This window comes from Bacillus sp. 11C (assembly GCF_055486375.1).
Genome location: NZ_JBUPVZ010000012.1, coordinates 13,536 through 34,264, shown reverse-complemented (window position 1 = coordinate 34,264; position 20,729 = coordinate 13,536). Strand labels below are relative to the sequence as shown.

20 protein-coding genes are annotated in these 20,729 nt (G+C 46.5%); 7 read left to right on the top strand and 13 right to left on the bottom strand.

Features of this window, described 5'->3' with window-relative positions; genetic code table 11:
- Positions 1-22 precede the first annotated feature (22 nt).
- Complete coding sequence (locus ACY3LV_RS15915; protein ID WP_003219346.1) at positions 23-271, bottom strand: type B 50S ribosomal protein L31; 249 nt, start codon at positions 269-271, stop codon at positions 23-25.
- A 206-nt stretch (positions 272-477) separates the two neighbouring features.
- Between ACY3LV_RS15915 and ACY3LV_RS15910 the strand changes: the two genes are divergently transcribed.
- The 3 genes from ACY3LV_RS15910 to ACY3LV_RS15900 are packed head-to-tail and all read left to right on the top strand — an operon-like array spanning position 478 to position 3,104.
- Positions 478-1,809 (top strand): cytochrome ubiquinol oxidase subunit I, encoded by a 1,332-nt coding sequence (locus ACY3LV_RS15910; RefSeq protein WP_148962425.1) that lies wholly within the window; start codon positions 478-480, stop codon positions 1,807-1,809.
- A 42-nt stretch (positions 1,810-1,851) separates the two neighbouring features.
- Positions 1,852-2,892, top strand: a complete 1,041-nt coding sequence (locus tag ACY3LV_RS15905; RefSeq protein ID WP_464864141.1) for a cytochrome d ubiquinol oxidase subunit II — start codon at positions 1,852-1,854, stop codon at positions 2,890-2,892.
- 53 nt (positions 2,893-2,945) lie between these two features.
- Complete coding sequence (locus ACY3LV_RS15900) at positions 2,946-3,104, top strand: DUF1540 domain-containing protein (protein ID WP_148962427.1); 159 nt, start codon at positions 2,946-2,948, stop codon at positions 3,102-3,104.
- Between the two features lie 18 nt (positions 3,105-3,122).
- Here the strand turns inward: ACY3LV_RS15900 and ACY3LV_RS15895 are convergent, their stop codons facing one another.
- The 10 genes from ACY3LV_RS15895 to ACY3LV_RS15850 all read right to left on the bottom strand — a co-directional run bounded on the left by ACY3LV_RS15895 (position 3,123) and on the right by ACY3LV_RS15850 (position 14,773).
- Positions 3,123-4,010 (bottom strand): metal ABC transporter permease, encoded by an 888-nt coding sequence (locus ACY3LV_RS15895; protein ID WP_148962428.1) that lies wholly within the window; start codon positions 4,008-4,010, stop codon positions 3,123-3,125.
- Positions 4,000-5,310, bottom strand: coding sequence for a metal ABC transporter permease (locus tag ACY3LV_RS15890; RefSeq protein ID WP_148962429.1), 1,311 nt, complete (start codon positions 5,308-5,310; stop codon positions 4,000-4,002). Before ACY3LV_RS15890 ends, ACY3LV_RS15895 begins: the two co-directional genes overlap by 11 nt.
- Before the next feature lie 5 nt (positions 5,311-5,315).
- The gene (gene mntB / locus ACY3LV_RS15885; protein ID WP_464864139.1) at positions 5,316-6,068 is read right to left on the bottom strand and encodes a manganese ABC transporter ATP-binding protein MntB; all 753 of its coding nucleotides are present in this window, start codon (positions 6,066-6,068) and stop codon (positions 5,316-5,318) included.
- An 18-nt stretch (positions 6,069-6,086) separates the two neighbouring features.
- Positions 6,087-7,007 (bottom strand): metal ABC transporter solute-binding protein, Zn/Mn family, encoded by a 921-nt coding sequence (locus tag ACY3LV_RS15880; protein WP_333562063.1) that lies wholly within the window; start codon positions 7,005-7,007, stop codon positions 6,087-6,089.
- Positions 7,008-7,290: 283 nt separating this feature from the next.
- Positions 7,291-8,406, bottom strand: coding sequence for an o-succinylbenzoate synthase (gene menC, locus ACY3LV_RS15875; RefSeq protein WP_148962432.1), 1,116 nt, complete (start codon positions 8,404-8,406; stop codon positions 7,291-7,293).
- Complete coding sequence (locus ACY3LV_RS15870; protein WP_333562064.1) at positions 8,403-9,863, bottom strand: o-succinylbenzoate--CoA ligase; 1,461 nt, start codon at positions 9,861-9,863, stop codon at positions 8,403-8,405. The genes menC and ACY3LV_RS15870 overlap by 4 nt, the downstream gene beginning before the upstream one ends.
- 90 nt (positions 9,864-9,953) lie before the next feature.
- On the bottom strand, positions 9,954-10,772 hold the full coding sequence (gene menB / locus ACY3LV_RS15865; RefSeq protein WP_148962434.1) for a 1,4-dihydroxy-2-naphthoyl-CoA synthase: 819 nt from the start codon (positions 10,770-10,772) through the stop codon (positions 9,954-9,956).
- Positions 10,773-10,806: 34 nt separating this feature from the next.
- A complete protein-coding gene (gene menH, locus ACY3LV_RS15860; RefSeq protein ID WP_464864138.1) occupies positions 10,807-11,631 on the bottom strand; it encodes a 2-succinyl-6-hydroxy-2,4-cyclohexadiene-1-carboxylate synthase in 825 nt (274 codons plus the stop codon).
- Entirely contained in the window at positions 11,619-13,361 is a 1,743-nt protein-coding gene (gene menD / locus ACY3LV_RS15855) for a 2-succinyl-5-enolpyruvyl-6-hydroxy-3-cyclohexene-1-carboxylic-acid synthase (protein ID WP_464864137.1), read from the bottom strand. The genes menH and menD overlap by 13 nt, the downstream gene beginning before the upstream one ends.
- Positions 13,358-14,773, bottom strand: coding sequence for an isochorismate synthase (locus ACY3LV_RS15850; protein ID WP_148962437.1), 1,416 nt, complete (start codon positions 14,771-14,773; stop codon positions 13,358-13,360). The genes menD and ACY3LV_RS15850 overlap by 4 nt, the downstream gene beginning before the upstream one ends.
- A gap of 291 nt (positions 14,774-15,064) precedes the next feature.
- On the opposite strand from ACY3LV_RS15850, the gene ACY3LV_RS15845 reads away from it, so the two are divergent.
- The gene (locus ACY3LV_RS15845) at positions 15,065-15,784 is read left to right on the top strand and encodes a yteA family sporulation protein (protein ID WP_087992923.1); all 720 of its coding nucleotides are present in this window, start codon (positions 15,065-15,067) and stop codon (positions 15,782-15,784) included.
- A gap of 22 nt (positions 15,785-15,806) precedes the next feature.
- Here ACY3LV_RS15845 and ACY3LV_RS15840 read toward each other — a convergent pair whose 3' ends face one another.
- The gene (locus ACY3LV_RS15840; protein ID WP_464864136.1) at positions 15,807-16,610 is read right to left on the bottom strand and encodes a UTP--glucose-1-phosphate uridylyltransferase; all 804 of its coding nucleotides are present in this window, start codon (positions 16,608-16,610) and stop codon (positions 15,807-15,809) included.
- Between the two features lie 171 nt (positions 16,611-16,781).
- Between ACY3LV_RS15840 and ACY3LV_RS15835 the strand changes: the two genes are divergently transcribed.
- From ACY3LV_RS15835 to ACY3LV_RS15825, 3 genes are read left to right on the top strand one after another with little or no spacing between them, the layout of a single operon-like run.
- On the top strand, positions 16,782-18,068 hold the full coding sequence (locus ACY3LV_RS15835) for a UDP-glucose dehydrogenase family protein (protein WP_464864134.1): 1,287 nt from the start codon (positions 16,782-16,784) through the stop codon (positions 18,066-18,068).
- A complete protein-coding gene (locus ACY3LV_RS15830; RefSeq protein WP_148962441.1) occupies positions 18,065-19,015 on the top strand; it encodes an NAD-dependent epimerase/dehydratase family protein in 951 nt (316 codons plus the stop codon). Before ACY3LV_RS15835 ends, ACY3LV_RS15830 begins: the two co-directional genes overlap by 4 nt.
- 2 nt (positions 19,016-19,017) lie before the next feature.
- Complete coding sequence (locus tag ACY3LV_RS15825) at positions 19,018-20,241, top strand: glycosyltransferase family 4 protein (protein WP_464864132.1); 1,224 nt, start codon at positions 19,018-19,020, stop codon at positions 20,239-20,241.
- A 74-nt stretch (positions 20,242-20,315) separates the two neighbouring features.
- Here the strand turns inward: ACY3LV_RS15825 and ACY3LV_RS15820 are convergent, their stop codons facing one another.
- Positions 20,316-20,729, bottom strand: coding sequence for a hypothetical protein (locus ACY3LV_RS15820; RefSeq protein ID WP_333562071.1), 414 nt, complete (start codon positions 20,727-20,729; stop codon positions 20,316-20,318).

Here is a 20,729-nt window from a genome sequence, read left to right as displayed (position 1 = left end):
AAGACAAACCCTCAGGTCTGCCTCATTTCCCCATGTTATAGCGTTTTTTGAACTGCTCCACTCTTCCGCCTTTTTCATTAAATTTCTGGCGGCCTGTATAAAACGGATGCGTATCAGAACTGACCTCTACTTTAATGACCGGATATGTGTTGCCGTCTTCCCACTCTGCCGTTTCATTGGATGTTTTAGTAGAGGTGCTGAGAAAACGGTAACCGCTGTTGACATCCTGAAAAATGACTTTGTGGTTCTTTGGATGAATTCCTTCTTTCATATATATCTCCTTCTTTCAAATCGTAATAATTACGTTTTATTCTATATTATCAAAAACGTTTTGTCAATCTTCTTACATCCTTCCCCGCGTTTCCATATCGTAAACCTCATGGGCATTTAAGAACAGGAAGAATAATCTAAACGAGGAAGCAAATAATAAACCCAAAATACATATAGAACGTCTTTTGAGAAAGGTGGTTTACGATTGTGGATGATTTAGTTTTGGCCAGAAGCCTCTTTGGCACGACAATGGGCTTTCATATCATTTTCGCAACGCTTGGAGTCGGTCTGCCGCTCATGATTTTAGTGGCTGAATTGATCTATCAAAAAACGAAAGATGACCATTATGCGATCATGGCGAAAAGATGGACGAAAGCACAAGCCGTTTTGCTGGGGGTCGCCATACCGACCGGGACGATTGCGGGCACCCAGCTCGCGCTTTTATGGCCGGGATTTATGGAAGTCATCGGCCGGGTCATGTCCCTGCCGTTTCAAATTGAAATCTATGCTTTTTTTGTGGAAGCCCTATTCATGTCGATTTATGTATACGCCGCAGACCGCTTATCACCAGCTATGAGGATTGTTGCCGTTTTCTTTGTATTAGTCGGAGCGGCAGCGTCAGCTGTTCTAATCACGAATGTTCACGCCTTTGAAGGCACACCAGCGGGTTTTAAAATGGAAAATGGAAAAATTACTGATGTTGATCCGTGGGCCGCGTTTTTCAACCCGAGCTTTTTTGTCACCGCCGGCCATGTCGTGGTGTCCGCGTTTATGACGGGGGCCTTTATCGTCGCTTCTGTTGCCGCATACAAGATGATCCGGTCGCAAAAAAAGGAAAACATCTATCGCTTTCACCGGAAAGCGCTTTTGCTTTCATTGACAATCGGCGGTATTTTTTCATTGTTGACGGCATTGAACGGCCACGAATCAGCTCAGATGCTGCACGAATACCAGCCCGAAAAATTAGCCGCGGCCGAAGGTTTGTTTGAAACAACGTCTCACGCCCCGCTTGCGATCGGCGGTTTTACCGACCCGAATGAAGAAAAAGTAAAATGGGCCATCGAAATTCCATGGGCGTTAAGCTTTTTGGCAGCCGACCGTTTTGACACTGTTGTGAAAGGATTAAACGCGTTTCCAAAAGACGAATGGCCGCCGCTGTTCGTTCACACGCTGTTTAATGCGATGGTCGGAGTGGGTATGCTGCTTATTCTCTATTCCATTATCGGTGTGGTATGGAAAAAGGTGCTGAAGAAAGACCGTTTCCCAACGTGGCTTTTGGTCATTTTTATGACGGCAGGCCCTTTTAGCATCATCGGCATTGAATTCGGCTGGATTTTCGCCTGTACGGGGAGGCAGCCATGGGTCATCTATCATCTCCAGAAAACATCGGATGTGGTGACGACGACCGGCTCGATCGGGATCCTCTTCTTATTTTTCACATTCGTTTACGCCGTGTTAGGCGCGGCTGTCGTTTACGTGCTGCTGTACTATTTCCGCAAACACCCGGTTGACGAAGATTTAAATACAGCGGATTCGTAATGGCTCCGCAAACAGGAAACCAAACGGAAGGAAGATCGACAAATGGACATTACAACTGACGCTCTGATCGCCATCTCAATTATCTGGGGCTTTGTGTTTATCTACGCCGTCATGGCGACAATGGATTTTGGAGCGGGATTTTGGTCTATGATCTATTTAAACAAGGAGCACATGAAGGCCACCGATATCGCCAACCGATTTCTGTCCCCGACTTGGGAGGTCACAAACGTCTTTATTGTGGCCATCGTCGTGGCGCTTTTCAGCTTTTTTCCCGGCGCGACATTTGTGCTCGGAACTGTTTTATTAATTCCCGGCAGCATGATTTTACTGTTTTTAGCGATCCGAAGCGGCTTTCTCGTTTTTTCAAACACAGCGAAAGAACGAAAAACGCTAAGATATATTTCCGGAATCTCCGGTTTTCTCATCCCGGCTATTTTAATTTTGGTTCTCCCTGTGACACACGGAGGGTTTATCGAAAAAACGGACGGAATCTATAATTTGAATATGTCTAAAATCTTTTCAAGCCCGAACGCCTATTCATTCATGGGGTTTGCGATTTTAAGCACTTTATTTTTGTCCTCGCTTCTGCTTGCTGATTTTTCAAATGTAGCGGAGGAACATGATGCGTACAGCGCTTACAGAAAAAGCGCCTTGATTACCGGCCCGATTTCACTCCTGTTTGCTTTATGCATTATGCTGACAATGCGAAATGAAGCCAACTGGCTGTATAGCGGCATGATGAATGATCTCTCCTGGATAATTGCATCGTTTATTACATTTGTCATTGCGGGAATCGCTCTTTTTCTGCCTAACAAGAGCTTTGGCCAAAACATCGGCAAACCGCGGCTAGCACTTGTCGCGATTGCGGTACAGTATTTTCTCGCCAGCTACGCGTACGGGCGGGCGCATCTTCCGTACATGATTTACCCTGATGTGACAATCATGTCGGGTTTTACAGAGCCGGCAACGTTCAGAGCGCTGTTTGCGACGTATATCGTTGCATTTATCATCCTTTTTCCCGGTTTCTTTTTCTTCTGGAAAATGTTTATGAGGGATAAGCGTTATATCCGACAGGAGGAATAGAGGACAAGTCTGCCGGCTATACTAAGCCAGAACCTTTATAAGGAGGGGATGGCATGGAGCAGAAAATTCTATGCGAAGTCAACAACTGTTCTTATTGGGGCAAAGGAAACAAGTGCACCGCTGATGCCATTTATGTTGTCAGCCATACTGGTGAAACGGCTGACAACAGCCGGGAAACGGACTGTAAAACGTTTAAGCCGCATGATTTGTAATCAAAAGAAAGAGCTGCATCAGCCAGCTCTTTCTTTTCGTATGTTTTGTGTCCTTATCTTTTGTGTCACGACCCCGTTTGCAGGTGAGAACAATAAGGCGCCTGCATACCATACACCTGTCATGGCCGCCATCGCTCCGGAAATTGAAACATTAAGCCACGTTGCGAAGAAATAGCCCATGACAGCTGACAGCCCTCCAATCACAGCGCTGAGAATCAGCATATACAGCAGCCGGTCTGTCAGCAAATGAGCCGCAGCAGGCGGGACAATCAGCATAGCCACAACCAATACAGCACCCACCGAATCAAAAGAAGCAACGGTCGTGAGTGAGAGCATGCCCATTTGCACATAATGAATCAGCAACACGGGTATTCCCAGCGCTAAAGCCATTTGCGGATCAAACGAAGCGATTTTGAACTCCTTATAGCACACACTGATCAACACCACATTTAAAACCAAAACAGATGCCAGCATCCAAAACGCTTTCGGCCCGATGTCAGCTCCGAATACCGTGATCGTACTCCACGGCACAAAAGCGATCTCTCCCATCAACGAGTGCTCAATATCAAGATGGACATTCGCTCCATACACAGATAGCAAAATGACGCCCACCGCAAATAAAGATGTAAAAACAACGCCTATAGCGGCATCTGATTGAACCCCCTTGCTGTGAAGAAGCTGAACCAAAAATGCCGTTAACAGTCCAGATACGGCCGCGCCGATAAACATAGGTACCCCGTCAAGACTTCCTGTCACAAGAAAAGCACTGACGATGCCAAGCAACACTGTATGGCTGATCGCGTCGGCCAGCATTGCCATTCTTCTCAACACAAGAAAGGTGCCGATCAGCGCGCAGCTTACACCGACTAATACACCAGTAGCTATAATCCACGCTTCAAAACTCATTTGCGATTTGTCCCTTCTCTGAATCAGGAGATGCTTTTTTTTGAAGTTCAGGCATCCGTCCATACAGCTTTAAGAGTGAAAAAAGCCGCTCTCTCGTTTCCTCAGGCAAACGATCCGGGACAAAATAATCCTGATCGAATTCTATATTCGCTAGTTCCATTTCATGCATGAGGTACACTTCATACATTCGATGCTTCAACGCGATGTGATAGCCTTTTTCTATTCCAGCTCGTGTCATTTGCCAAATCCCATTTTCAACACGCACGATGCATCGCTCTTTTTCTAATTCATTCAATACCTTATGGCATAATGAAGGGGATAGCCGCTTTTTCTTTCTTACACCTTCAGCCGTTACATAAAGATCGTTCTTTTCATACTGCTCGTAAATCGTCAGCAGCACCTGGTCCCGGCTTGTTTTGCGCCGCAGCCTGATCAGCCTTATTGCTTTTGCTGCCAATCCCCGCTTTGGCGCGCAAATCATTGAAAATAGAAAGATTATCGTTGCTGATAAGATCATTAATGGCCCTGTCGCCATACCCTTCATCGTCGTGCTAAGCAAGGTTCCGGCTACGCCGCTTACACCGCCGATGAAACCGGCAATGACCATCATTCGGGTTAATCGCTCGGTCCAATATCTTGCAGCTATGGCAGGCGTAATCAGCATAGCTGCCATTAAAATCACCCCAACTGTCTGAAGCCCGATAACAACAGCACAGACGATCAGGCAAGACAAAAGCCCGTTTAAAAAACGCACCGGCATTCCCAATCCCTTTGCAAATGCGAGATCAAAAGTGATCAATGTAAACTCCTTAAAGAAAACAACACAGAGGAGCAATAAAACAGCAGATATTCCTGCAATCAGCATGATATCCTGCCTAACCAATGAAGCCGCCTGGCCGAACAAAAAAGAATCAAGCCCGCTTTGGCTTCCCGTCCCTTGTTGCTGAATATATGTCAGCAGTATGATTCCGACGCCAAAAAACACAGAAAGAACAATCCCGATCGCCGAGTCCTCTTTTGTTTTTGAAAGCCGCGGAATCAGCTGAATACACCACGTTCCAAGCAGCCCGGCAATTGCTGCCCCCAGCAAAAAGAAAGGCAGTGATTTTTGCCCGGTGAACAGAAAAGCGAGACACACTCCCGGCAGAGCTGAATGGGCCATCGCATCACCGATTAAACTTTGCTTTCTCAGCAGCACAAAACTGCCCAAAACCCCGCTTGCCGCTCCGAGCAAAAGCGTACCCGCCAGCACCCACTGTGTATTCGGATGCTGGAGTTGCAGCCACAAACTTTCAAACAATGCGCTCACCCCTTAAGTCCTTCTGCCAGCACTTTATCTTTTAGAAACGTCAGTCTTCCTCCATACGTTTTTTGCAAGTTTTCGATCGTAAAAACAGTCTTAGCTGATCCGAAAGCGATTTTTCTTAGATGAAGCAGTAAGATCCAATCGAAATAATCCTCGGCAGTCTGCAGATCATGGTGGACGACAAGCACTGTTTTTCCTTTCTCTTTGAGTTCCGCCAAAAGCGTCATAATTGCCCGCTCCGTCGCTGCATCAACGCCGGCAAACGGTTCATCCATAAAATAAATGTCGGCGTCCTGGCATAGCGCCCGGGCAAGAAACACCCGTTGCTGCTGGCCTCCTGACAGCTGGCTGATCTGCCTTTTCGCATAATCAAGCATCCCCACTTTTTCTAAAGCAGCTTTCGCCATTTCCACATCCGCTTTTTTGGGCCTTTTCAATAAACCAATTCGTCCGTATCGTCCCATCAGCACGACATCGAGCGCGTTTGTGGGAAAATCCCAGTCAACCGAACCTCGCTGCGGAACGTATCCGATTCTTGTCCGCTGCTTCTTATAGTCTTTACCGTAAATAGAGATATCTCCTGAAGCCCGGGGCACAAGACCGAGAATGGTTTTGATCAAGGTTGATTTTCCCGCGCCGTTTGGACCGATAATGCCAATTAGCTTTCCTTCAGGCACCTGCAGTGAAATGTCCTGCAGAACAGGCTTTTTATGATAAGCGACCGTTACATTATCGAGCTCAACAGGGAACATTTCCATCACCTCTTTTCTTTATTTAAGCGCTTTGGTAATTGTGTTGATATTATGGCGGAACATCCCTTCGTATGTGCCTTCTTTTGTGCCCTTTTCACCCATGGCATCCGAATAGAGCTGACCGCCGATTGTGACTGTATGGCCTTTTTCTTTAGCACCTTCCGCCACAGCATTTATTGATTTTTCAGATACGCTACTTTCGACAAAAACAGCTTTTATTTGTTTTTGTGTCAGGAGATCGACCAGCTCCTGAACATCCTTCAATCCGTAATCAGAATCTGTGCTTAGCCCCTGCAGGCCTTTCACTTGAAATCCATACTCTTTCCCAAAGTACGCAAAGGCATCGTGAGCGGTGACCAGCACACGGCTTTTCTCCGGAATGCTCGCAATCTCTTGACGCGACCACTTATCTAAATATTGCAAATCCTCTTTGTACTCTTTGGCCTTTTTCTTAAAATCTTCCGCATACTCAGGCATCGCTTTGCTGAATTGCGCTTCAATTTCATCCACCGCATAGATCCATAACGGAATGCTGAACCAAACGTGCGGATCAAACATTTTGCCTTCTCCGGCAGAAATAAGCTTGTTTTTCGGTATGGCCTCAGTGACAGCCGCTGCTTGTTTTTGTTCGCCAATCTTTTGAAGAATGTCCTCCATTTTCCCTTCCAAGTGCAATCCGCTGTACAGAACGACATCGGCTGACATCAATTTTTTCGTGTCGCCTTGTGACGCTTTATAAAGGTGCGGATCGACTCCCGGTCCCATTAAAGCGGTCACTTTCACATGTTTTCCTCCGATGTTTTCGGCTGCATCGGCAATTTGGGATGTTGTTGCCGTTACCTGCAGGCGCTTGTCAGCGCTTTTTCCGGCTGAATCCGTCCCGCATCCCGTTAAGGCAATGCAGGACAAAAGCACTGCTGCCATCAGTCCCTTTTTCATATTTTCCCTCCTCTTTGCCATCAATGTCAGATTGTATTATCTTATGTTTTCATTTCTTAGACATGTGACATAAAATTAGACAAAAGCATATTTTGTTTAAGCAGGACAAAAAGTTTCCTTAATGCAAAACTATCGCGTTTGTCCACTTTTGTCAAGCGTAATTTACATACAAAAAAAACCGGCTGGGTCAACAGCCGGTCCAAACGAGAAGGGATGTATTCAACGAACGCTTTTACTATAACAGCACATTGACATTCTCTCAAAATGTCAAAATGCTTTTTTCTTATCCATGCTGCGTGAAAACATCCATTTTGGTCACATATTTTCGCATAATGTCCTGATTCACTTCAACCCCTAAACCAGGCTGTTTGGACACAGAAATAAATCCATTATCAATACGGATATCCGGGGTCACAATATCCTCATCCCAATAGCGTGAGGATGAGGATATATCCCCAGGTATTGTGAATTGCGGCAGTGAAGCCAGCGCCACGTTCTGCGCTCTTGATATGCCTGTTTCCAGCATTCCGCCGCACCAAACCTGCATATGATGCTCTCTGCATAAATCATGAATTTTTAAGGCTTCTGTTAAGCCGCCGACACGGGAAGGCTTAATATTAATGATTTTGCAGCTTCCGAGCTCAATCGCCCGTCTCGCATCATCAAATGAACAAATACTTTCATCAAGGCAAATGGCGGTTTTCAAATGTTTCTGCAAGTGGCGGTGGTCAACGATATCATCAGCTTGCAGAGGCTGCTCAATCATCATTAAATGATATTCATCAAGCTCCTTTAACCGGCTGATGTCCTTCAGCTCATAGGAAGAATTAGCGTCGGCCATGAGCGGAATGTTTGGGAACCGGCTGCGGATGGCCTTGATTAATTCAACATCCTGTCCAGGCTGAATTTTAATTTTTATTCGTCGATAACCCTCTTTTTGATAACTCTCGATTTCCTTCAGCATATCGTCAAGTGGCGCCAAGCCGACAACCACCCCGGCAGGGACTTTATCTCTTGTCCCGCCCAATGCCTCGGCGAGAGACATGCCCTTCTTTTTCGCATAGATATCCCAGACAGCCGATTCAAGTCCCGCTTTTGCCATCCGGTTGCCTTTATAGCGCGCCAGGCTGTCCGGCACGTCGGAAGGGTGACTGAATTCACGCCCGACAACATTGGGAATAAAAAAATCCTTAAGCATGTGCAAACATGTTCCAATGGTTTCCTCGGTGTACCAAGGCGAAGAGAACGCAGATACTTCTCCCCACCCTGTGACACCGGATGTATCAATGGCTTCCACGATCAGAAATTTACGCTCTTGAAGCGTTTCAATGCTGCTTTTAAATGGTTTCTTTAAATTCATACTCAAATGGTAAAGCGTAATTTTCTCTATTTCGATCATAACAGTTCTCCTTTACGCGCATCCTTCAGCTGGTTTCGCAAGAGCTTATTAGACGCATTGCGCGGCAGGCCGTCAAGTTCAAAAAATTTCGCCGGAATTTTATACTTCGCCAAACGTTCTTTGCAGTAGGCGGTCAATTCTTCTGCGCTTACAGGCTTGTGCAGGACAAGATAGGCGTGGGGCACTTTCCCCCATTTTTTGTCCTCAGCCCCTGAAACACCGGCTTCGGCCACAGCGGGGTGTGAAAGCAGCACTGATTCCACTTCAGCCGGATAAATATTTTCTCCGCCTGATATGATCAGATCTGAACGCCTGTCTAATACATATAAAAAGCCTTCACTGTCCAAATACCCAAGATCACCTGTTTTCAGCCAGCCATTTTGAAAGGATGCTTCATTTGCGCTCTCCCGGTTAAAATAGCTTTTCATGACATTTGGGCCTTTGACCAAGATTTCACCGTGTTCAAACGGTTCACATGCCTGTCCGTCCCGTTCTATTTTGATCTCACATGAAAACAGCGGTTTACCCGCAGAGCCGAGCTTTTCCATACTGAATTCCGGTGACAGGGCCACAATTTGCGAGCATGTTTCTGTCATTCCATATGACTGAAAGACAGGGAATCCTTTCTCACGGCATTCCTCAAGCAATGGCCGCGGGGCAGGACCTCCGCCTAGCAGAATACATCTGATGGATTCAGGACAGCTACTTGTTTCGGCCAAAAGACTGGCCAGCATCGTCTGCACTGCAGATATCATTGTCACTTGATGCCTGTTGATAGAATCCAGCACATCGCTTACTGAAAAACGCTGGTGAAGCACGACAGCCATTCCGTAGATCACAGATTTAAATAACGCGGACAATCCGCTGATGTGAAAGAGCGGCAATGCGATAAGCCAGCGGTCTTGTTCTGTTATACCCAAATTAAGCGCGGATGACACCGCACTGAAATAATGGTTTCCGAATGTCTGCTGAACCCCCTTGGGCTTGCCTGTCGTACCTGATGTATACATCAGCGTTGCCGTTTCTTCCAATTTCATATAGGCCTGGATTTCAATTTCCTCTGCGGATTCTTTGGCAAGCTCGTCCACATCAATGATTTGAACGATGTGCTCATAATTTTGCTTGTCAAAGCTTGAATCTGTCAGTAAAAAGCGGGCGTCGGAATCCCCTAGCTGAAACAGCCTTTCATGTGTTGACAGCTTCGTATTCAGAAGCACCGCCTTCACACCAAGCAAAAAACAAGCGTGAACGGCGTATACCATTTCTGCACGGTTTTGGAGCAAAATAGCCGCGGTGTCTCCTTTCCGAACTGAATAAGCAGCAAGCTGCGCCGCCATTCGCTTAGACGCCGCAAACAATTCTGCAAATGTCACGGTTTGGTCTCCATAGATGAGAGCGATTCTCTCAGGTGTCAGCTGGGCCCGCTGCATGAGCCAATTGGGCTGTTCTGTCAGCATGTCATCATCTCCGAGGTAAAATGTCTGTATTGAAAAGAAAACAGCTTGGACCGCAAAGTCTCAAGCTGTTTGTTGACTAAGTATTGCTGATCACGGGAAACGAGGGAACTGTCCGAAATCAGGTTTGCGTTTTTCCTTAAAGGAATCACGGCCTTCTTTTGCTTCATCAGTTGTGTAGTAAAGAAGGGTAGCATCCCCTGCAAACTGCTGAATTCCAGCAAGTCCGTCTGTATCCGCGTTAAACGCAGCTTTAAGAAAGCGCAGTGCGGTCGGGCTTTTTTCAAGCATTTCTTCACACCATTTAATCGTTTCTTCTTCAAGCTGTTCCAAAGGAACGACTGTGTTGACAAGACCCATGTCCAGCGCTTCCTGTGCGTTATACTGACGGCACAGATACCAGATTTCACGGGCTTTTTTATGTCCTACGATTCGAGCCAGATAGCCAGAACCGTAACCAGCGTCAAAGCTTCCCACTTTAGGGCCTGTTTGTCCGAAAATCGCGTTGTCGGCAGCGATTGTCAAGTCACATACGATGTGAAGCACATGGCCTCCTCCGATCGCATATCCGGACACCATCGCGACAACCGGTTTCGGAATGACGCGGATTAAACGCTGAAGATCCAGCACGTTTAAGCGCGGAATTTGGTCGTCTCCTACATAACCGCCGTGACCGCGCACTTTCTGGTCTCCGCCAGAACAGAAGGCTTTGTCTCCTGCACCGGCAAGCACGATAACGCCGACCTTTTGATCGTCTCTCGCGCGAGCAAACGCATCAATCATTTCAGCAACCGTTTTAGGAGTAAACGCGTTATGTACCTCAGGGCGGTTGATTGTTATTTTTGCAATACCATTATACGTTTCATACAATATTTCATCGTATGTCCGTTCAGTTTTCCATTCTACAGCCATGATATGACCTCCTCTATTTTTCCATGTGAACGAGTTATAAGCTTGTCAAAAACTCACTCACTATTTTACCAAAAATACGCGGCTGTTCCACATGTACCGTATGTCCGGCTTCAGGAACAATCTCTATTTTACTAGATGGAAGCTTCTTGTGCACCTCTTGATTGATGGCGCAAAACTTTTCGTCCCACTCCCCGCAGATCAGAAGCACAGGCACAGCTATTTCTTCTACACGGCTCCACAAGGAAGGCTGTGAACCGGTGCCCATACCGGTTAAACTGTTTGCAAGCCCAACCTTATTGTTTCGCAGACGGCCCGACCGTATCCTGTGCCGAATATCTTCAGCCAGCCGCTGCTGGGATGAAAACAAAGGGATACCCTCCCAATACTGCACAAAAGCTTTGATCCCGTTACGCAAAATAAAATCAGCAAGCTTCCGGTCCCGTATGATCCGATCCCGCCGTTCCTCAAGCGTTTTAAGCCCCGGCGTTGTGCTTTCAAGCACAAGTGCCGATACCCGTTCGGGATAAGCCGCCGCAAAAGAATAAGCAAGCCTTCCTCCCATAGAATACCCAATCAATTTCACTTTGTGAAGTTTTAATTGATCAAACATCTCGGCAAGATCAGAAACTTGCCGGCTTGTGCTGTATCTTTTCCCATTCAGCGGGGCATCTGTTTCACCATGCCCTAAACAATCCATTTTGATCAAACGGGAATCAGGCAGCATCCCATCAAGAAAAGTCCATGATTGTTTGCTGCCGGTAAACCCGTGCAGACAGACGACGGCTTCTGAAGCGTTCGGCCGGTCGTCTGTCACAGCATATCGGACACCATCTGAAACCGTTATGTTTACACTTTCCATTGTTTTTTCACTTCCCGCACAGCCTCATTCAGCATATCGCGATGAAGCTGGACTCTTGACTGGCGATCCGTTTTGATTTCTATCAAATGGAGTCCGGGTTTGTCTGCCTGCGGGGCGTAAGCTGCTTTGAATTCATCCCATGAGGCCGGACATGAGTACGTTCCGCCGTATAGTGCAGCCGCATGCTTGAAATCAAGCCCTGTCGGCGTGCCGAACAAATCTTCAAAGTGTGTCTTCTCAGAAGCCTGCGGCAAAAATGAGAAAATCCCTCCACCGTCATTATTCACGAGAATCACAGTAAGAGGAATGCCCAGCTTTTTGGCCGCCAGCAGTCCGTTTAAATCGTGATAAAAAGATAAATCGCCAATCACGAGGGTAACAGGCGCTTTTGTTCCTTCACATACCCCCATGGCAGAGGAGACAACACCGTCTATCCCATTTGCGCCCCGGTTTGAATAAATCCGGAAAGGGCGTTCCTGCTTTTCAAAAAACGTATCAACATCTCTGATCGGCATGCTGTTGCCGACAAACAGCGAGCTGTTTTCAGGCACAAGATGCTGCAGGATTCGATAGAGATTGCCTTCAAACGAAACCTCTTCACTGCTGATTGTTTGCAGATGCGTACGGAACCTCTCATTGACAAACTGCCACTTTTCCAGCCATTCTGGTGATCTGGTCATGTCAGCATGTTCGGTCATGAGCGCTTCGGCAAAAACGGATGCATTGCAGTGAATCATATGTGCGCTTGCCTGTGTCGGATCTCTCCACCCTCCATCCTCGTCAATCACAATCTGCTCGATCGCCGGGTCATCCTTAAGCCATAAGAAAACCGGTTTTGTAACAGGCATCGGCCCAAAACGGACGACAACATCAGGACGCAGTTTCGACTTCAGCTCATCATCTTTTAAAAATGAATCATACGCATCAATGACAGTGCTTTTATCATGAATACCGTTCCGCAGATTAGACAGCGGGTCGGCTAAAATCGGATACTGAAGCGCCTTAGACAGCGCAATAATGCTTTCCTTATCCGTATCACTGTGGAGTTCTCCGCAGACGATCATTCCTTTTTCAGCCTCTGCCAGCATTGCAGCCACATCAGACAGAGATTCGCGGTCAACAGACTGCGTACCCGTTTTCACAGACACGTGACGGCCTGTTCTCATTCTTCCAAACGGCTCATCCGAAAGATCCGGCATCAGCGGTTCGCGCAGCGGCACATTCACATGCACAGGTCCCATTGGACGCTTTTGTGCTTCCCCGGCGGCGCGGCCGGCCAGCGTTCGGATATATCTCAGCATATTCGGAGACGCTTCTGGAAGAGCTGAGTCTGTGAAAAACTTAACAAAGTTACCGAATAAGAAGTGCTGATTAATAGCCTGCGGTGCGCCTACTTCGCGCAGCTCGTGAGGCCGATCAGCAGTTAACACAATAATGGGCACTCTCGAATAATGGGCTTCAATCACAGCCGGATAAAAGTTAGCCGCGGCTGTTCCTGATGTGCAGATCAAAAGAACGGGATGCTGCTTCGCTTTTGCCAGCCCTAGAGCAAAAAAACCGGCAGATCTTTCATCAATTTGAACATGGACGTTGATATCAGGATGCGCGGCTGCAAGAATAGCCAGCGGTGTAGACCTTGAGCCCGGACAAACGACGGCGTCCGTAATCCCGGAAAGGGCGAATTCATCAATAAAACTTCCGATATAATGAGTAATCGGGTTGGCTGTCAACGCCTCACACCTCCTAATGCAGAGATCATCGGCTTCAATTTAATCTGCGTTTCTTCATATTCAGACTGCGGGTCCGAGTCTTCCACAATGCCGCACCCAGCAAACAGCCTAGCTGTGCTGCCCTCGATCAGTCCTGAACGGATGGCTACTGCGAATTCCCCGTTATTCTGGCTGTCAATCCAGCCGATAGGAGCTGCATACCAGCCGCGGGACATCGGCTCGATCTCTCTGATCACTTCAACAGCTTTTTTCTGAGGTGCCCCCCCAAGCGCCGGTGTGGGATGCAGTTTCTCAATTAAGTCAAAAAGCGAATCAGACTCTCGAAGCTGACCGACAATCGGCGTAAATAAGTGCTGGACACTTTTTGTTTTGTACAATACAGGTCCGCTAGGCTTTTCAACCTCCGAACAGCTTGATACAAAAGCGTCATGGATCATGCCGACCACAATATCATGCTCCAGCAGGTTTTTCTTATCGTTTAATAATTCAAGGCCTATGAGGCGGTCTTCTTCTTCATCCTTGCCGCGTCTAATGGAGCCGGCCAGACAAGAAGACATGACAGTGCTGCCGTCTTTTTTGATCAGCCTTTCCGGAGACGCGCCGACAAAGGTTTTTCCTTCCTGTTCGATTGCAAAAACATAGCTTGTCTGCTGATCGTTCAGAAGCGTTTTAAGCACCGGTTCAATTTGGACCGGGCCGTCAAACGTGAGCAGCAGCTCTCGGGCAAGAACCACTTTATCGTATTGTTTCTCTTTCATTTGGCTTGTTGCCGTTTCAATCGCTTTGAGCCAATCATCCTTATCCAGCTCTTCTGATGCCGCCATCACAGCCTGATGTCTTTGATCTAAATCTGAAACCATAAATTCCGCTGCAAAAGCAATTAAGCCTTCCAAAACACCTTCTGCGTCTTCCTCTCCGCTTACCCATCTGTTGACTGTTAAGAAAGGGCCATCAGCAGTCATCGTCAGCATAAGCGCAGGCACAAAGAAATCCCCTTCCGAGAAATGGTCCCATTGTGTACCTCTTTCTTCGCAAGGGTCAAAAGAAAATCCTCCGAATAACACAGGTCCCACTGCAGAATGCTGCAGCTTTTCTTCTTCACAAATATGAAAAGCCGTCTTTTTAAAGCGCTCCCATTGTTCAAAAACCTCGCGATACCGCTCGCTGTTTTTTTGATTTGTCTGGAAAATCGCTTCTTTGCCAAGACCGACTATTGTCAATTCACTTTCAGGATCTGACCAAAAAAATCGATTGCCTGTATATTTTTTTGCTCCGTAATTGAAAAATGATAGAGGGTCAAGAGACTCGATTTGTCTCGAATAGCTTATTAAGACAGCATGGTTGACTTCTTTGGCTTTATGTAATGCATGTAGAACTCCTTTTCGGAACGTACGCTGCACCGTTGTCACCATGAGGCATTCCTCCATAATCCTTAAAATGCTTTTAATACCATACACCTGTGTCTCCTTTGTGTCAAACACACAGATCATGCAGTCCAAATGGCCTGCCTTACCTATTATAAACCTAATTACAGAAATGAAAAAGAAACAAACCTTAAATTTCTTTCTCCGCTGAAAGCAAAGGTTGTATCCGCTTACCATATAAGGGAAATCTCCTAGATTCCTCCACCCGTCATTTATGAAAGTTCTCAGGCGATCTGTTCATACTAAAGGTATGCATCACAGAGAAACGAGGCGATTACAATGCTTACAAAAGACCAGCTTCAGCATTTGAAACATGAACTGGAACAAACAAAAGAGGATATCTTAAACCGTTTCAAAGACAATGACCATTTTCAGCTCAATTCAGCCTTTCCATATGATTCAATGGGGGAACTTTCGGCTTATGACAACCACCCCGGAGATCATGCAACCGAACTTTATGAGCGTGAAAAAGACATCGCTCTCGACTTGCATGAACGAGAGCATCTTCGGGACATTGAGCATTCATTGAAGGCGATAGAAAACGGCACATACGGTATTTGTGAAGTCAGCGGAAAGGAAATTCCATACGAACGTCTTGAAGCGCTTCCGACCGCCACGACGCTCGCAGAGTATTCGTCACAGGATATCATTTCTAAAGACCGTCCGATCGAAGAAGAAACACCTTTCGGGCAATTTGAATTTGACGATGATGAAGAAATCAGAGCGCCATATGACAGTGAAGATTCTTACCAAGACGTCGAAAAATACGGAAATTCATCAACACCGCAGGATATGGAAAACCCGCCGCTTAGCTATGATGATATGACGATGAATGCCGAAGAAAATATCGGCAATACAGAGTCGTACGAAAATTTCATCGCTACAGATATCACAGGCAAAGAAATTACCGTTTATCAAAGCAGGGCCCATGAGCGTTATGAGGAAGAACTCGACGAAGAGGGAATCATGACAACATTCGGAGATCTCCACGCTGATTGAACCCCCGGTTATGGGGGTTCTTTTACGTTTTCAGCATATCGGTGATCAGCTTCAGATAATCCTTTTGCAGTCCGATGTCATACCGTTTGCCCTCCAGCATTTTTCCGTAAACGCTCGATATCCCGAGTGAAGATTTAATCGCATCCGTTATCTGCACTTCTCCTCCTGTATCAGCTTCCAATGTCTCCAGCTTATCAAAAATATCAGGTGTGAAAATATAACGCCCTGCTGCGGCAAAATGAGATGGCGGGTTTTGTTTAGGCTTTTCCACAATATCCTGAATGCGATAAAGCCCTTTTTCAACAGACTCCCCTTTTATCACACCGTAATGGTGCAAATCCTCCGTTTTTGTTTCTTTTAAACCGATCACACTGCACTGATATTTCGTATACGCCTCAATCAGCTGCCCCAGGGCCGGCTGATTAGCGGAGAAGATCAGATCATCCGGCAAAACGACGGCAAACGGCTCTTCGCCTGCAAATTGCTTTCCAAAAGAAATCGCGTCGCCAAGACCTTTTGCATAAGGCTGACGCACATAATGAATGCGTATATCCGGAACCGGATGTTCGCTGAGTAAATGCAATTTGTGCCGGGAGGCGAGAAAAGCTTCAAGCGCTAAAGAAGAATCAAAATAATCGACAATCAGATTTTTATGGCTCGATACAACCATCAAAATATCTTCAATGCCTGACTCCTTAAGCTCTTCCACAATATAATGAATGACGGGCTTAGATCCTACCGGAAACATTTCTTTCGGAATTACCTTCGTCACCGGCAGATTCCTCGTTCCGAATCCGCCGGCAGGAATGATTGCTTTTTTTATCATGTTATTTTCCCCTCAGCTCATGTTTATTACATGATATTCCAAGACCGCACCCCGATGTTTGTACACCTGAAATTAGGCAGATGCAACTGGGCTGAAAACGGAATCACGAACCAGCCCTTTTTTAATAGGATATTGATATATGACCAGTAATCTTGTAAAGGAGCTCAGGTGATGAAAATTTGCGTGGTTGGCGCCGGATATGTCGGTTTAACCCTATCAGCGGCACTGGCATCCATCGGACATGACATGATATGCACAGACAAAGACGTCAAAAAAATCGAGCAGCTGAAAAATGGAGACATTCCCTTTTACGAGCCTGGGCTTTCAGATGCAGTACATCATTGCGATAATCTCTCGTTTTCTTCCGAAGTGAAATTAAGCATGGAGGAATGTCCCGTCATTTTTATCGCAGTCGGAACCCCTCCGCGCTCGGACGGATCAGCAAATACGAAAGCGCTGCAGTCCGTTATCAGCGATTTGAGCCAGACGATCCGATCGTATAAAACCATCATTACGAAAAGCACTGTTCCCCCCGGGACAAATGAAAACATAGCAAAACAGCTGATTGCCTCCGGCGTTTCAGCAAATTCATTTAACATCGTATCCAATCCGGAGTTTCTGCGGGAAGGCAGCGCCTTGCATGACATGCTGTATCCTGACAAAACAGTTATCGGTATTCAAAAAGGAGATCACGTATCGGCAGCAATCGTCAAATCCATTTACAAACACATTGACACCCCTTATATCATCACAAGTTTAGCAGGAGCAGAGCTGATCAAATATGCCAATAACTTCTTTTTAGCAGCAAAAATTTCGTTCATTAATGAAATGGCCCGCATATGTGAAGCCTACCAATCAGATATCTCGGATATTTCCCGCGCTATCGGACTTGACCCGAGAATCGGGGGGCACTTTTTGCAGGCCGGCATTGGATACGGCGGCTCTTGCTTTCCAAAGGATCTGCAGGCGCTGCAATTCGCTGCCTTTGAAAAAAACACGGAGACCTACCTGCTTCAAGCCGTTCAGCACATCAATGACACCCAGCTCGACCTGTATGTCAAAAAAATAAAATCTTTCTTCGATACACTTCACGGCAAAAAAGCGGCTATACTCGGCATTTCCTTCAAACCGCATACCGATGACATTAGGAATTCTCAAGCCGTCAGGCTGATGGAAAGGCTGACAGATCTGGGATGTCATGTCCATGCTTATGACCCTGAAGCTGTTCTACCAGAACATTTGCGGCAACATGTGACCCAGCATTCTCAAGCTTTTGACGCGATAGAAGAAAGTGACTTTTTATTTTTGGCCACAGAATGGCCCGAGTTTTTAGCGATTGATTGGAAAAAGGCCGCAGGCACCATGAAAGGGCGTCTGGTGATCGACGGGCGCAACGTATTGAAAAAAGAATCTCTGGAGGCTTGCGGTCTGATCTGCACGGGGGTTGGCCGCCCATGAAAATACTCGTCACAGGAGCAGCGGGATTTATCGGCTCCCACCTCTGCGAAGAATTGCTGAAGGATGAAACACATCACGTTATCGGAATCGACGACTTTATCGGACCGACTCCATTTTCCTTAAAATTAAGAAACCTTGATGCCCTGCTGCCAGAAAAACGATTTACGTTCATAAAGGAAAATCTGCTGACAGCAGATCTTTCTCCCTTGCTGGAAGATGTGAACGTCATCTTTCATTTGGCAGCCATACCGGGTGTCCGTTCAAGCTGGGGCGATCATTTTCACCCATATGCCGCACATAATATCCAAGCGCTCCAAAGGCTCCTTGAGGCATGCCGAAAACATCCCGTTCAAGCGTTCGTCTTTGCTTCCACCTCTTCCGTCTATGGCGAAAAACAAGGGAAAGTCAGTGAAGATGCGGCGCTTTATCCTTTATCTCCGTACGGGGTAACAAAGCTAACGGGAGAAAAGCTTTGCCATGTATATCAACAAAGCTTCGGCATTCCAATTGTGATTCTCCGTTTCTTTACCGTATATGGGCCGAGACAGCGGCCGGACATGGCATTTCACCGGCTCATCAAACAGCACCTTCTGAAAAAGCCGCTCACCATCTTCGGTGACGGACAGCAGTCAAGAGATTTCACCTATATCAGCGACTGTGTCAAAGGCATCACCGCTGTTCTTGGGAACCCCCATCTTATTGGTGAAACAGTGAATATCGGCGGCAGAGAACGTGCCTCAGTCTTAAAGGTTGTTTCCCTCATTGAAGACATTTCCGGTAAAAAAGCAACACTGCACTTCTCGGACAAAATAGCAGGGGAACCAAGCAAAACGTGGGCGGATATTTCAAAAGCAAAACAGCTCTTGCATTACGATCCCGCCACATCCTTAAACGATGGTTTGGCTAACGAAATCGCCTATTTATCGTCGCTGTATCAGGGGGAATGAAAATGAAACTTGCCTTTATCTGTACAGAAAAGCTGCCGGCGCCAGCGGTACGCGGCGGCGCTATTCAAATGATGATTGACGGTGTCACGCTTTATTTCAGCAGCCGGTACGATCTGACCATTTTTTCAATAGAAGATCCATCACTCCCAAAAAGAGAAACGAAAGACGGCGTACAGTATATCCATTTGCCAAAAGAGCATTACCGCGAGGCGGTAGCCGAAGAGCTGCGGGCCTCTTCCTTTGATCTAATCCATGTGTTTAACAGGCCTTTAAATGTCTCTTTATATAAAAAAGCTTCACCAAGCAGCATGATTGTTTTGAGCCTGCATAACGAAATGTTTTCTGAAAAAAAGATGACCTTCGCGCAAGGAAAAGAAGTACTCGACAATGTCACCATGATCACAACCGTCAGCGAATTTATTAAACAAACGGTCATTGATCGTTTCCCGGAAGCCGAGGACATCACAAAAGTCGTATATTCCGGCGTTGATATTCGCTCCTATCCGCCTGTCTGGACGATGAAAGGTTCGGCTGTCAGAGAAACATACAGGAAAAAATACGGCATTGAGGATAAAAAAGTTATTTTATTCGCCGGCCGTTTAAGCCCAACCAAAGGGCCCCACCTTCTCATTCACAGCATGAAACGGATTTTACAGCAGCATCCCGACGCTGTGCTGGTCATAGCAGGCGGAAAGTGGTTCAGCGATGACGGCGAAAACCAATATGTAACCTATCTGCGCAAGCTGGCGCTGCCATACAGAGAACACGTGATCTTTACGAAATTCATTCCCGCAGACGACATTCCAAACCTCTTTCTGATGGCGGATGTATTCGTGTGCAGCTCTCAATGGAATGAACCCCTGGCCCGTGTGAATTATGAAGCAATGGCCGCCGGCACCCCCTTAATTACCACAAATCGTGGCGGAAACGGAGAAGTCGTAAAACACGAAGTCAACGGACTTGTCATCGACAGCTATAACAAACCTTCTGCATTTGCGAAAGCAATTGACAGAGCCTTTACAGATCAACAATTAATGAATAAAATCACAAAAAACGGCCGGCAACGTGTAGAATCTTTATTTACCTTTACCCATGCTGCCAAACGGCTCAATGCTGTTTATCAATCCGTTCTGACACCGGAAAACAAACAATTTCCGCCGCCTCTTCTGACGAAAAACCTTGATTTATCATTTATAAATCAGCTTTTTGTGAAAGCAAAATCATAATACCTACAGCTCGTGTTGCAGATACGGGCTGTTTTTTTGCTGCAGGGACGCATAAAAAAGGCATAAATGTGATTTTATGCCTTGCGCTTTACAGTTTGAGAAATCCATGGGGCTGGTGCGGATTTACTTGGAAGAACGATGATTTCCACAGTAGCTTCCTCCGCTGATTCTTCATGCTCTACTTCAATTGGAGACGCTGATCGTTTAGAATCACGCTCCTCATCAAGCTCTCCAATGGTATTCAAATTCGTCTTTTCATCATCCATGACTTTGTGGTTTGTTTCCGTTTCCTTTGTTTCTTCTTGAGAATCTCTCGGTGCAGTGATGTTAGGGAGCTCTCGGATCCTGCCCGCAGCCAAATGCTTCTCTTCTTCATTGTCAGCCGAGATTTTGTCATGAGCCTGCCATCCCATCGATCCAGGCGGTGTAAATACGAATTGGTCGAGATCGAGTTTAGAAATGGAGGCTTTTTGTCTCGATGACCTCAT